Source organism: Terracoccus luteus, assembly GCF_003635045.1.
GTDB lineage: Bacteria > Actinomycetota > Actinomycetes > Actinomycetales > Dermatophilaceae > Terracoccus > Terracoccus luteus.
Genome location: NZ_RBXT01000001.1, coordinates 1,388,982 through 1,401,208 on the forward strand (window position 1 = coordinate 1,388,982; position 12,227 = coordinate 1,401,208).

Sequence of the window (12,227 nt, forward strand, 5' to 3'; positions counted from 1 at the left end):
CGCAGGGACGGGCGGCCCCGGACCTCTAGGGTGGTCCCTCGTGGCTGAGCTCGTCTTCTTCTCCGGGACCATGGACTGCGGCAAGTCGACGCTGGCCCTGCAGATGGACCACAACCACGCCGCCCGCGGCCGGGTGGGCCTGATCTACACAAAGCTCGACCGGGCCGGGGCCAACGTGCTCTCGTCGCGCCTCGGGCTCTCGCGCGGCTCCCTCGAGGTCGGCGACGACCTCGACTTCTGGGAGTCGACCGTCAGCCGAGCCACCGCCGGCGCCCGCATCGACTACCTCGTCTGCGACGAGGCGCAGTTCTACACCGCGGCCCAGGTCGACCAGCTGGCCCGCGTCGTCGACGAGATGGACGTCGACGTCTTCGCCTTCGGCATCACGACCGACTTCCGCACCGAGCTGTTCCCCGGCAGCAAGCGGCTCATCGAGCTCGCCGACCGCGTGTCGGTGCTGCAGGTCGAGGCCCTGTGCTGGTGCGGCCGCCGGGCGACGACCAACGCCCGCGTCGTCGACGGGCAGATGGTCGTCGAAGGTGAGCAGGTCGTCGTCGGCGACACCGCCCCGGCCGGGTCCGAGGTCGTCCCCGAGGTCGAGTACGAGGTGCTGTGCCGACGGCACTACATGCGTCGGATGACCTCGCACGCCGCCCGGGCCGCGAGCATCTCGCCGGAGGTGCTGCCGTTCGACCTCGACGTCTGCGCGGTGCCGTCGCCGCCCGCCCACCCGTCGGAGTCGACGCGACCACCACTGCCGATCACCCAGGCCGACTGACCCGGACCTGAGCCGGACCTGAGCCGAGCTGACCGACACGAGCCGACCGACACGAGCGCACCGACGCTTTCGAGTTGCCGACCGCCTGAGGCGTACCTAGCGTCGAAGACGGCTGCAACGGAGCAGCCCACATCCTGGGAGCACCTCGTGACCGACCGCCGAACCGCCCCGCCCGACAGCCCCGACGCCCCGTGTCCGACGGTGCACGCGGCCGCAGCCGCACCCGAGGGGCGGCACCGGCACCGTCGCCGGGCCCTCGCCGCCGGCGCCGCGGCCGCCCTGATCGCCACCGGCCTCACCGGGCTCGTCGGTGGGTCGGCCGGCGCGGCACAGCCCGCGGCCGCCGCGGCACCCGGCACCCCGGCATCCGCCCTCACCGCCGACCCCGACAGCCCCGCGTGGGTGGGCAGCTGGGCGACGGCGGTGTACGAGGCCGGCACGCAGGAGCCGGCCGCGTCGGGCTTCGAGAAGCAGACCCTGCGCCAGGTGACGCACCTGTCGATCGGGGGCGACCAGGTCCGGGTGCGCCTCACCAACGCCTTCGGCACGCAGGACCTCGTCGTCGGGACGACGAGCGTGGCCCGCCACGCGCGTGCCGGCGGCGCGGCCACGGCCGGCGCCCCGACCAGGCTGACCTTCAACGGCAAGGAGTCGGTGACGATCCCGCCGGGCGCCGAGGCGGTCTCGGACCCGCTCGCCATGACCGTGCCCGACGACAGCGACCTCGTCATCAGCACCTACCTGCCTCAGGCCACCGGACCGGCGACGTACCGCAGCAGCGGCTGGTCGACCTCGTACGCCGCCGACGGTGACGCCACCCGCGCCACCGGGGCCTCCCGCTACGAGGCCATCGGCGCCAGCTTCTACTTCCTCGACGGCGTCGACGTGTACACGCGCTCGTCGGGCGCGGTCGTCACCTTCGGCGACTCCATCACCGAGGGCTGCTGCTCCGCGTCGTTCGTCGACCAGAACGTCCGCTACCCCGACTTCCTCGCCGACCGGCTCACCGCGCAGCCGCAGGCCCTCAAGATGGGCGTGCTCAACGCCGGCATCAGCGGCAACCGCCTGCTCGCCGACGGTGCCGGGGCCAACGCCATGGCGCGGTTCGAGCGCGACGTGCTCGGCCAGACCGGTGTCAGGAGCGTCATCCTGCTCGAGGGCATCAACGACATCGGGGTCACCGGCGGCTCGCTCGACCCGAGCCAGCTCATCGGCGTGTACCGCCAGTTCATCACCCGGGCGCACGACGCCGGCCTCACCGTCGTCGGCGCCACGCTGACGCCGTACAAGGGCGCCGGCTACTACAGCGCGGCGGGCGAGCGCGACCGTCAGGCGGTCAACGCGTGGATCCGCACGAGCGGCGAGTTCGACGCCGTCGTGGACTTCGACCGCGTCATCCGCGACCCGCAGGACGCCGCGCGCATGCTCCCCGTCTACGACCCGGGCGACCACCTGCACCCCAACGCGGCGGGCTACGCCGCCATGGGCGCCGCCGTGCGGCTCGCGGTGTTGCGCTGACGTCGGTCGGGCCGCCACCCACCGTGGTGGTGACGTCGCGATGACGTCAGGATTCCGCCCGGGTCGGTGACCCGGGCGGCATCGTTTCGTGCGGGGTCAGTCGCCCTTGCGTCCGAACATGATGTCGTCCCAGCTCGGCACGCTCGGGCGACCCTTGCGGCCGGATGCCGGTCGCTTCGGTGGCGTCGGACGTGCGGGCGCCGGCTCGGCGGGTGCTTCGGGCTCGGGCTTGCGTTCCGGCTCGGTCGCCGCGGCGGTGTCGGTGTCGTGCTCGTCGTCGTCCGGGTGGGCGGCGTCAGCGGCCTCCGCCTCCACGTCCCGTGACGGTTCCTGCGGCGCAGACGAGCCCGGGTCGCCGAGGGCGTCGTCGACGGGCGGGCCGACCTCGGGGGCGTCCGCCCCGTCGTCGTCCCCGTCATCGTCCCGGTCGTCGTCACGGGCGACCGGGAGCGGCGCCGTCTGGTCGGACCCGGCGGGCGTGTCGGCGTCCCCGGCGTCCTTGGCGTCCTCGAAGTCGTCGAGGGGGAGCGGCTGGTCGTACCGGCTCGGGCTCGCCGTCGAGGTCGCGGCGCGGTCGCTCGCCGTGGCCCCGGTCCCGGCGGCCTCGGCATCCTCGGTGTCGGCGTCGTCCCAGCCGTCGTCGACGGCGTCGCCAGAGCCGTCGTCCGAGCCGTCGTCCACGAGGTCGTCGACGGCGTCGTCGAGGGTGGGCTCCGGCGCGGCGTCTCCTGCCGACTCGACCTCCGCGGAGCGACGCTCGTCGTCGTCCTCGGCCGCGCCGTGGGCGGCGGGCGGGAGCCCGGCGTCCTCGACCCGCACCGAGAGCTCCTCCAGGGGCAGCGCCTCGTCGGGCGCGGCGTCGAGGCCCGGGGCGTCGCTCGCCTTCGACCCGCGACGGCGCCGGCCACGGGCCGAGCTGCGTTCCCGCATGGCGGCCATGAGGTCGACGGGCTCGGCCCGACGCCGCTTGGGACGGGCGGCCACGCCACCCTCGGCCTCGACGTCGTACACCTGGCTCGGCCGCGAGGGCGCCTGCAGGTGCGGGGCGGGGATCGGGCCGGGCGCCTGGACGTCGTCGTCCTCGCTCAGCCAGCGGGCCTCGTCGTCGGTGGCCGACACGGTGCGGGCGAGGGGGTCGAAGCCCCACACCGCCTGACGCTGGCGCCCGCCGGCGACGAAGAGGACGAGCACGCTCCAGCGACCGGTCGGCGAACGGAAGGAGTCCCAGACGGCCGTCCCCGGGTCGAGCTCACGGGCGCGCATCCGCTCGGTGACCCGCGCCTCGAGCGTGGGCGCGGGACCGCCGGCACCGGCACCCCGCGGGCGCAGCCGCACCTGACGGGCCAGGCCGGCGACGTACTCGCGCTCGGCGATGATCGGCCCCTCGTAGCGGCGCACCTTGTCGACGCTCCACCCGGCCCGCTCGGCGACCTCGTCGGCGCCGACCCCGGCGCGGATGAGGGCCTGGACGTCCTTCGGGCGCATCTGCGCGCCGGTCTCGGCGTCCGTCGAGAAGGTGCGCGGGCGCTCCCGACGGGCGGCGGTGCGCAGGGGCTCGTCGATGGGCACGCTGTACCGGTTGCCCTCGTCGTCGGCGAGCAGCAGGTGCAGGCCGTCCTCGTGGACGCCGATGAACCTGAGGTCCTGCATGGCGGTGCTCTCCCGGTCGCTCGTCGCGGTGGTCTCGTGCTGGTCTCGTGGTCAGGTGCCGACGTCCACGACGACAGGTACCGAGCGTCGAGCATGCCACCGGCCCGGGCAGCACGAAAGCGACCACGCCGCACGAGTACCGTCTGAGGTGGTGCTCCCCACGAACCCGTCCGCGCAGCTCGCCCTCGACCTCGTCGGCGTGTTCGTCTTCGCGCTCTCGGGCGGGCTGGTCGGGGTGAAGAAGCGGTTCGACCTCTTCGGCGTCCTCGTCCTCGCCTGCGCGGCCGCGCTCGGTGGTGGTGTCCTGCGCGACCTGCTCATCGGCGCCATCCCGCCGGTCGGCATCAGCGACTGGCGCCTGCTGACGGCGGCCGGGCTCGGTGGCCTCGTCACCTTCCTCTTCCACCCCGGCGTCGCGCGCATCACGCGTTTCGTGCGGGTGCTGGATGCCGTGGGGCTGGCGGCGTTCGCCGTGGCCGGCAGCCTCAAGGCCGTCACGACCCCCGGCGTGACCCCGGTGACCGCCGTCATCGTCGGGGTCCTCACCGCCGTCGGCGGCGGTGTCATCCGCGACCTGCTCGCCGGTCAGGTGCCGGAGGTGCTCCGTCGTGAGCTCTACGCCGTGCCGGCCATGCTCGGCGCCATCGTCGTCGTCACCTTCGCCCAGTTCGGCACCGTCGGCGACCTCGCCCTGTGGTCTGCCGCCGCCCTCGTCTTCGCCGTCCGCATGGTCGCCGTCCACCTCGACCTCAACGCCCCGACCCCCCTGCGCACCGGGGGCGGCCACTCGGCGGGCACGTCCTCCGCGTCCTCCCGGGGAGGCGGCCCGCCCGATCGGGCATGACCAGCCCGAGCCCACCCACCGGCATCCGACCACCAGCCAGCCGCACCACGCCCTCGACCTAGAAAGCTCCACGACATGGACCCGTACGACGCCATCCTCCTGCTCTCCTTCGGTGGGCCCGAGGCCCCGGAGGAGGTCATGCCCTTCCTGCGCCGGGTCACCGCCGGTCGCGGCATCCCCGACGAGCGGCTCGAGGAGGTCGGTCACCACTACCACCTCTTCGGCGGGCGCAGCCCCATCAACGACCAGAACCGCGAGCTGCTCGCGGCCCTACGGGCCGAGCTGGACCGCCGCGGCATCGACACCCCGCTGCTCTGGGGCAACCGCAACAGCGAGCCCTTCGTCGCCGACGCCCTGCGCGAGGCGCGTGAGGCCGGGCACCGCCGCGTCGTCACGCTGACGACGAGCGCCTACTCCTGCTACTCCTCGTGCCGCCAGTACCGCGAGGACCTCGCCGCCGCCATGGCCGAGCTCGAGGCCGACGCGGAGGGCACCGACGGTCTCGAGGTCGACAAGGTGGGGCAGTACGCCGCCCGCCCCGGCTTCCATCGGGCGAACCTGGGCCGTCTCGTGCAGTCGATGCGGGCCCTCGACGGCGCCCCCGACGCCGAGGTCGCGCTCCTCTTCGTCACCCACTCCATCCCCGACACGATGGACGAGACGTCCGGCCCCGGCGACGGTGACGGCAACCTCTACCAGCGCCAGCACCTCGCCCTCGCGTCGTCGCTCACCGAGGAGGCGAACGGCGTCCTCGGTCGTGACCTCGAGGGCGAGCTCGTCTTCTGCTCGCGGTCCGGGCCGCCGAGCCAGCCGTGGCTCGAGCCCGACGTGAACGACCGCATCGAGCAGCTGGCCGCCGACGGCGTCAAGCACGTCGTCGTCGCCCCGATCGGGTTCGTCAGCGACCACATGGAGGTCGCCTACGACCTCGACACCGAGGCGGCCGAGACCGCCGAGAAGGTCGGGGTGCAGCTCGTGCGGGTGCCCACGGTCGGCACCGACCCCGTGTTCGTCGCCGACCTCGTCGACGCGCTCGAGGAGCGCGCGGCAGAGGCGCGCGGCGAGGCCGTGCCCCAGTTCGACGGGCGCCGCCCGTCGGTCTGCGAGGTGGGCTGCTGCCCGAACCTGCGGGCCGCCAAGCCCGCCCTGTGCGGCCGCGACTCCGCCGCGCTCGCCGCCGGGGAGCCCTCGTGACCGGCGACGCCGGGCAGCCCTCGGGCGAGGTGGTCGTCGAGCTCGAACGGCTCTGCGTCGAGGTCGCCGCCGAGGCCTCGCGGTTCATCCGAGACGAGCGGCCCGACCGCGTCCGGGTCGCCCAGACCAAGTCGACCGAGACCGACGTCGTGACGCTGATGGACACCGCCTCCGAGCGGCTCATCCACGAGCGGCTGCTCGCAGCCCGGCCGGACGACGGCATCCTCGGCGAGGAGGGTGCCGACGTCGCCGGCTCGAGCGGCCTCACGTGGGTCGTCGACCCGATCGACGGCACCGTCAACTACCTCTACGACATCCCCGCCTACGCGGTGTCGATCGCGGTCGTCACCGGTGACGTCTCGGTCGCCGGCGGGTGGACCGTCGTCGCGGGGGCCGTCGCCGACCCGTCACGTCGGGTCGTGCACCACGCCCGCCGCGGCGGTGGGTCGTGGACCGTCGCCGAGGGTGAGGGGCCCGACTCACGCACCGGCCGCGCGCTGCACGTCAGCGACGAGACGCTGCTCGCGCGGACCCTGCTCGCGACCGGCTTCGGCTACGCCGCCGAGACCCGTGCGCGTCAGGCCGAGGTGATGACCCGGGTGCTGCCGGCGGTGCGCGACATCCGCCGCATCGGCAGCGCCGCGCTCGACCTCGTCCGGGTGGCCGAGGGCACCGTCGACGCCTACGCCGAGGCGGGGCTGAACCCCTGGGACCTCGCCGCGGGGTGGCTGCTCGTCGAGGAGGCGGGTGGCATCGTGACCGGCACCGGACGGCATCCGGGCAAGGAGCTCACCGTGGCGGCCCCGCCGTCCCTCGTCGACGAGGTGAAGTCGCTCTTCGTCGGCTGAGCCGTCGGGCTGCTCAGGCGGCGCGGAAGGGGGCCAGCTCGGGGACGGTCAGCCCGTTCTCGGCGGCCAGCCGCGCGAACGACTCGAGCTCGCCCGTGTGCACCTGCACGCCGTAGTCGTCGCCGGCGTCGGCGGCGCGTTCGAGGTCGGCCAGGGCGTCCCTGACTCTCTGCCGGATCTGGTCGACGAACTCGGTCATGGGGCACCTCCGTGGTGGTCGGCAGATCGGTCGGTCGCTCGGATGGGCGGACGGCCGACCCTACCCCGGCCGCCGTCGACCGGGCGCTCGGCGCCCAGCGACCACGGGCGGTCGGGGTCCGCGCCCTCTGCTCAGTGTCGTGCGCCACACACGTCGTCGACGCGACCGTCGGGCGTCCGGTCGGTGAACCCTGGGCGACCGGGGAGGGGCGCCCGGAGGGGTGCTGGGAGGTGCCCACGACCGGGTCGTCGGGGGTACGTCAGGGGTGTGCGGGCCGGTCCGCAGACCCGAGGTGACAACGCCCGGGAAAAGGTGCACAATCCGCGCACGCGGTGATGCATGCATCGGGTGGTCCGGGGGGCGTTCCAGCAGGGAACAAGCCCGGGGTCATGCGCGTTCACCGCGTCAGGGTGCTGCGCGCTGCAGCAGCCGAGAGGGATGAGGGAAGAGACGAGATGGCAACCGATTACGACGCACCACGCAAGACGGACGACGACCTCAACGAGGACTCCATCGAGGAGCTGAAGTCCCGCCGCGTCGACAAGAGCAGCTCGAGCGTCGACGTCGACGAGACCGAGCAGGCCGAGGGCTTCGAGCTCCCGGGCGCCGACCTCTCCGGCGAGGAGCTGTCGGTCCGGGTCCTGCCCAAGCAGGCCGACGAGTTCACCTGCGGTCGCTGCTTCCTGGTCCACCACAGGAGCCAGCTCGCCAAGGAGACCAACGGCACGATGATCTGCACGGAGTGCGCTGCCTGATCACCGGCGCAACAGTGGGGCAAGTAGGGTCGGTCCTCGTGACCGACCCTTTCGCTGTCCCGGGTGGGGTGCGCGAGGCCGGTGACGCGGGCGACGAGGTGGTGCTGCGCGTCCTGCGCCTCGACCCCGACCTCCCGCTGCCGGCCTACGCCCACCCCGGGGATGCCGGTCTCGACCTGCCGTCGCGCGTCGACGTCACGCTGGGGCCGGGGGAGCGGGCACTCGTGCCGACCGGGCTGGCCGTCGCCCTGCCGGCCGGCCACGCCGGGTTCGTGCACCCCCGCTCCGGACTCGCGGCGCGCCACGGCATCTCGATCGTCAACGCCCCCGGGACCGTCGACGAGGGCTACCGCGGCGAGGTGCTCGTCAACCTCGTCAACCTCGACCGTGAGCAGCCCTTCCACGTGCGACGGGGTGACCGCATCGCCCAGCTCGTCGTGCAGCGGGTGGCCCGTCCGCTCATCGCCGAGGTCGATTCGCTCGGGACGACGGCGAGGGGTGACACTGGTCACGGTTCCACGGGCGGTTTCGGCCCCGCAGCGCAGCTGGTGCCCGACACGACCACAACGACCGCGCCCGCGCAGGGCAGCACGACGCGAAGGACGGAATGACGGTGGGACTCTTCAACCGCGGCAAGACCAAGCAGGCCACGGGACAGGACGCGGACACGCGCCCCGACGACGACGGCATCCGGGACGACGCCGACCTCCGCGAGGACGCCACGGACGGCGACCGTCCCGACGGCGTCGACCTCGGTGTCGACCCCGGTGACGGGCCTGCTGACGAGTCCGGTGACGCCGCCGACCTCGGCCACGCCGTCGACGCCGAGCGCGAGGCGAACCCGCCGCGGACCGGCGACGAGGGTCCGTTCGACCGGTCGCACGTGCAGGACGACTCCGAGTACCTCAACCTCGGCGCCCTCTGGTTGCGCGGCAAGCAGGACATGGAGCTGCGGCTCGAGGTCAACGAGCAGGAGCAGCAGATCACCGGGGTGACCGCACTGATCGGTGAGTCGGCGGTGCAGCTGCAGGCGTTCGCCGCGCCGCGCACCGAGGGCGTGTGGGTCGACATCCGCAACGAGATCGCCGGCAGCATCACCGACGCCGGCGGCACCGCCGAGGTCGTCACCGGCGAGTTCGGCCAGGAGCTCATGACGCGGATGCCGCAGAACGCTCCCGACGGCCGGGTCGTGTTCATGCCGGCCCGCTTCATCGGCGTCGACGGGCCGCGTTGGTTCCTCCGTGCCGTCGTCAGCGGTCGCGCCGCCGTCGAGCCCGAAGCAGCCGACGAGGTGTACGAGGTCATCCGCACGGCGGTCGTCGACCGCGGCGACGAGGCGATGCCGCCGCGCGAGCTGCTGGCGCTCCGCCTGCCGGAGGCCCCCGCCGCCCCGGAGGGTGCGGCCGACGCGGCCGTGGACGACGACTCGGACGGTTCCGACGGCGGGCAGCAGCCCGTCGGCCTCGACGACCTGCGCCCCTTCGAGCGCGGCCCCGAGATCACCGAGGTGCGCTGACACCGTGGCCACGGGTCACACCGGGGTGCTGCGCCGGCTCACCGAGCGGCTCACGCGCTCGACCGACGACCTCGAGGCCGCCGAGATGCAGCGCGAGTCGGCCGAGGTGGGCGTGGTGCCGATCGACGCCGTCCGGCTGCGCGAGCGCGCCACGGTGTCGGGCGAGATCCGCTCCGTGACCCTCCGGCCGCGCGACGACGTGCCCGCGCTCGACGTCGAGGTGTGGGACGGCACCGGCACGCTGCACCTCGTGTGGCTCGGCCGACGGCGCATCGCCGGCATCGACCCCGGCGTGAAGCTGCGGGCCACCGGCCGCGTCTCGCGCCATCGCAACCTCACGACCATCTTCAACCCGGCCTACGAGATCATCGGCCGCACCGGAGCCGCACATGAGTGACGACCCCGCCACGACGGCATCCGGACGCGGCGACCATCCCGGCTCGTCCGGCGCGACGGGTGCGACCGGCACACCGGACGCCCCCGGTCGTCGGGACGCCCCCGAGAAGGCCGACCTCCGTCGCTACGCCACGGTCGAGGAGCTGCTGCGCGACAAGCTCTCCGAGGCCATCGGCGGCTGGCGCGGCGCGGCCGAGTCGGCGGTGCCGACGCTCGCCTTCGCGCTGACGTGGACCCGCACCCAGGACCTGCGCACCGCTCTCGTCGTCGCCGGCGCGTGCGTCGTCGTGCTGCTGCTCGTGCGGCTGGTCCAGCGCCAGGACGCCCGGTTCATCGCCTACGCCGCGGTCGGCGTCGGCATCTCCGCCTTCTTCGCGCTGCGGTCCGGGCGTGCCGAGGACGCCTTCCTGCCCGGCATGATCCAGAACGCGGGTCTGCTCGTGCTGCTGCTCGTGACGAACCTGACCCGCTGGCCGTTGTTCGGCTTCGTCGTCGGCGTCGCCGAGCCCGAGGTCTTCGCCGAGGACCCCACCTGGTGGCGGCGCCACCGCGGCATCGTCACCGTCGCCTCACGGCTGGCGTGGGTGCTCATCGCCCTCAACGTCGTGCGTCTCGCCGTCATGGTGCCGCTCTACCTCGCCGAGCAGGTGGCGGCCCTCGGCGTGGCCAAGGTCGTGCTCGGCTGGCCGCTCTACCTCGTGGCCCTCACCGTCATGGGCGCGATCCTGCTGCGCGGCCGCACCCCGATCGACGCCCGCGGCCCCGCCGCCCCCGCCTGACCTCACCCGGTCCGCCGCGTTCGGCACCTCTGACCCGTCAGGGGTGCCGGACGCGCGTCACCGTGTGCGCCTGACACCGCTGAGCCGTCAGGGGTGCCGGACGCGCCGTTGTGTGATGCCGAGCGCGCCGTATGCGCCGCGTCTGGCATCACACAGCGGTGAACAGACGGCGTTCGGCATCACACAAGCGCCGACGGACGCAGGATGCCGGGTGGCTCGCTCCGGTCAGAGCGCGCCGAGCGACTTCGGCCGGTCACCGGGGGCGACGATGGCCTGCAGGTGCTCTTCCTGCTCCGTCGTCGTGATGAAGAGCAGCTCGTCGCCGGCCTCCATCGCGTCGTCGGGCGTGGGGGCGAGCGGCCGCTGCTCGCGGATGATCGCGACGAGCACCGTGTCGATCGGCCAGTCGACGTCGCCGACCCGGCGGCCGGCGAAGGGGCTGACGTCGGGCAGCGTGATCTCGACCATGGCCGCGCGGCCCTGCTGGAACTCGAAGATGCGCACGAGGTCGCCGATGCTGACGGCCTCCTCGATGAGCGCCGTCATGAGGCGCGGTGTCGAGACGGCGACGTCGACGCCCCACGACTCGTCGAACATCCACTCGTTCTTGGGGTTGTTGACGCGGGCGACCGTGCGCGGCACCCCGAACTCGGTCTTGGCCAGCAGCGAGATGACGAGGTTGGCCTTGTCGTCACCCGTCGCGGCGACGACGACGTCGGACGTCTCGAGGTGGGCCTCCTCGAGAGCCGTGATCTCGCAGGCGTCGGCGAGCAGCCACGACGCCTCGGGCACGCGCGAGGCCTGCACGTCGTCGGCGTCCTTGTCGATGAGCAGGATCTGGTGCCCGTTGCCGAGCAGCTCGCGGGCGATGGAGCGGCCGACGCTGCCGGCTCCGGCGATGACGACGCGCATGCACGTCTCCTTCGGGGTGTCGGTCAGTGGCTGTGGGGCTGACGGTCGGACGAGGGGGCGGGAGAGGACGGCTCAGACGGGGGCCGGTGGCTGGTCGCAGATGCGCTCCACCCGGGCCAGCTCGTCTCGGCGGACGCTGAGGTGCACGAGGTCGCCCTGCTGCACGACCATGCCCGGCGTCGGGATCGCGCCCTCGCCGAGCCGCGTGACGTAGGCGACGCGTCCGCCGGTCTGCTCCTCGACCGCCGAGAGCGGGCGGCCGATCCACGCCGGGGCGAGCGGCACCTCGGCAATGACGATCTTGCCGCTCGGGTCGGTGAGCTCGGGCATGGCGCCCTGGGGGAGCAGCCGCTGGATCATCTGGTCCGAGGTCCAGCGCACGGTCGCGACGGTGGGGATGCCGAGCCGCTGGTAGACCATCGCGCGCTGCGGGTCGTAGATGCGGGCGGCCACGTGCTCGACACCGAACGTCTCGCGGGCCACCCGGGCCGCGAGGATGTTCGAGTTGTCACCGCTGCTCACCGCGGCGAAGGCATAGGCCTCCTTGATGCCGGCGGCGACGAGGGTGTCGCGGTCGAAGCCGATGCCGGTGACCGTCTGCCCCTCGAACTCGGTGCCGAGCCGGCGGAAGGCGGAGGCCTCCGAGTCGATGACGGCGACGTCGTGACCGGCACGCCCGAGGGTGCGGGCCAGGGTCGAGCCGACACGGCCGCAGCCCATGATGACGAAGTGCACGAGCGCGACGGTACACCGTGCGTGGGGCGCTCCCGAGCCGACCGACGGCAGCCGGATGCCGGGTCGCGGGCCCCCGCCGGACGGGGCCCGGCGCCGTGGTGGC

The 12,227-nt window shown here is 73.6% G+C and carries 14 protein-coding genes; 10 read left to right on the forward strand and 4 right to left on the reverse strand.

Translation table 11 applies throughout. The annotated features are described in order from the left end of the window. Positions 1-40 precede the first annotated feature (40 nt). Positions 41-778: a thymidine kinase gene (locus tag DFJ68_RS06340; RefSeq protein WP_121031957.1), complete on the forward strand. Its 738-nt coding sequence runs from the start codon at positions 41-43 to the stop codon at positions 776-778. Positions 779-925: 147 nt separating this feature from the next. Further along, complete coding sequence (locus tag DFJ68_RS06345) at positions 926-2,296, forward strand: SGNH/GDSL hydrolase family protein (RefSeq protein WP_211333279.1); 1,371 nt, start codon at positions 926-928, stop codon at positions 2,294-2,296. 96 nt (positions 2,297-2,392) lie between these two features. Here the strand turns inward: DFJ68_RS06345 and sepH are convergent, their stop codons facing one another. Then, the gene (gene sepH / locus DFJ68_RS06350) at positions 2,393-3,946 is read right to left on the reverse strand and encodes a septation protein SepH (protein WP_121031959.1); all 1,554 of its coding nucleotides are present in this window, start codon (positions 3,944-3,946) and stop codon (positions 2,393-2,395) included. 148 nt (positions 3,947-4,094) lie between these two features. On the opposite strand from sepH, the gene DFJ68_RS06355 reads away from it, so the two are divergent. From DFJ68_RS06355 to DFJ68_RS06365, 3 genes are all read left to right on the forward strand, one after another. Continuing rightward, a complete protein-coding gene (locus tag DFJ68_RS06355) occupies positions 4,095-4,790 on the forward strand; it encodes a trimeric intracellular cation channel family protein (RefSeq protein WP_245963502.1) in 696 nt (231 codons plus the stop codon). Positions 4,791-4,865: 75 nt separating this feature from the next. Continuing rightward, entirely contained in the window at positions 4,866-5,984 is a 1,119-nt protein-coding gene (locus DFJ68_RS06360; protein ID WP_121031964.1) for a ferrochelatase, read from the forward strand. Beyond that, positions 5,981-6,832 carry an inositol monophosphatase family protein gene (locus DFJ68_RS06365; RefSeq protein ID WP_121031966.1) on the forward strand — a complete coding sequence of 284 codons (852 nt, stop codon included), beginning with the start codon at positions 5,981-5,983 and terminating at the stop codon, positions 6,830-6,832. The genes DFJ68_RS06360 and DFJ68_RS06365 overlap by 4 nt, the downstream gene beginning before the upstream one ends. A 13-nt stretch (positions 6,833-6,845) precedes the next feature. Here the strand turns inward: DFJ68_RS06365 and DFJ68_RS06370 are convergent, their stop codons facing one another. Beyond that, on the reverse strand, positions 6,846-7,031 hold the full coding sequence (locus DFJ68_RS06370) for a hypothetical protein (RefSeq protein WP_121031969.1): 186 nt from the start codon (positions 7,029-7,031) through the stop codon (positions 6,846-6,848). A gap of 455 nt (positions 7,032-7,486) precedes the next feature. Here DFJ68_RS06370 and DFJ68_RS06375 point away from each other — a divergent pair, with 455 nt between their 5' ends. From DFJ68_RS06375 to DFJ68_RS06395, 5 genes are read left to right on the forward strand one after another with little or no spacing between them, the layout of a single operon-like run. Next, on the forward strand, positions 7,487-7,786 hold the full coding sequence (locus DFJ68_RS06375) for a DUF4193 domain-containing protein (protein WP_121031971.1): 300 nt from the start codon (positions 7,487-7,489) through the stop codon (positions 7,784-7,786). 38 nt (positions 7,787-7,824) lie between these two features. Beyond that, a complete protein-coding gene (gene dut, locus DFJ68_RS06380; RefSeq protein ID WP_245963503.1) occupies positions 7,825-8,397 on the forward strand; it encodes a dUTP diphosphatase in 573 nt (190 codons plus the stop codon). Then, positions 8,394-9,302 carry a DUF3710 domain-containing protein gene (locus DFJ68_RS06385; RefSeq protein WP_420823653.1) on the forward strand — a complete coding sequence of 303 codons (909 nt, stop codon included), beginning with the start codon at positions 8,394-8,396 and terminating at the stop codon, positions 9,300-9,302. The genes dut and DFJ68_RS06385 overlap by 4 nt, the downstream gene beginning before the upstream one ends. A gap of 4 nt (positions 9,303-9,306) precedes the next feature. Next, positions 9,307-9,699 (forward strand): OB-fold nucleic acid binding domain-containing protein, encoded by a 393-nt coding sequence (locus DFJ68_RS06390; protein WP_245963505.1) that lies wholly within the window; start codon positions 9,307-9,309, stop codon positions 9,697-9,699. Then, positions 9,692-10,477: a DUF3159 domain-containing protein gene (locus DFJ68_RS06395; RefSeq protein ID WP_121031974.1), complete on the forward strand. Its 786-nt coding sequence runs from the start codon at positions 9,692-9,694 to the stop codon at positions 10,475-10,477. Before DFJ68_RS06390 ends, DFJ68_RS06395 begins: the two co-directional genes overlap by 8 nt. Before the next feature lie 225 nt (positions 10,478-10,702). On the opposite strand, the gene DFJ68_RS06400 is transcribed toward DFJ68_RS06395, so the two are convergent. Together DFJ68_RS06400 and DFJ68_RS06405 are read right to left on the reverse strand one after the other, a co-directional pair. Continuing rightward, complete coding sequence (locus DFJ68_RS06400; RefSeq protein ID WP_121031976.1) at positions 10,703-11,389, reverse strand: potassium channel family protein; 687 nt, start codon at positions 11,387-11,389, stop codon at positions 10,703-10,705. 72 nt (positions 11,390-11,461) lie between these two features. Then, the gene (locus DFJ68_RS06405) at positions 11,462-12,124 is read right to left on the reverse strand and encodes a potassium channel family protein (RefSeq protein WP_121031978.1); all 663 of its coding nucleotides are present in this window, start codon (positions 12,122-12,124) and stop codon (positions 11,462-11,464) included. Positions 12,125-12,227 lie beyond the last annotated feature (103 nt).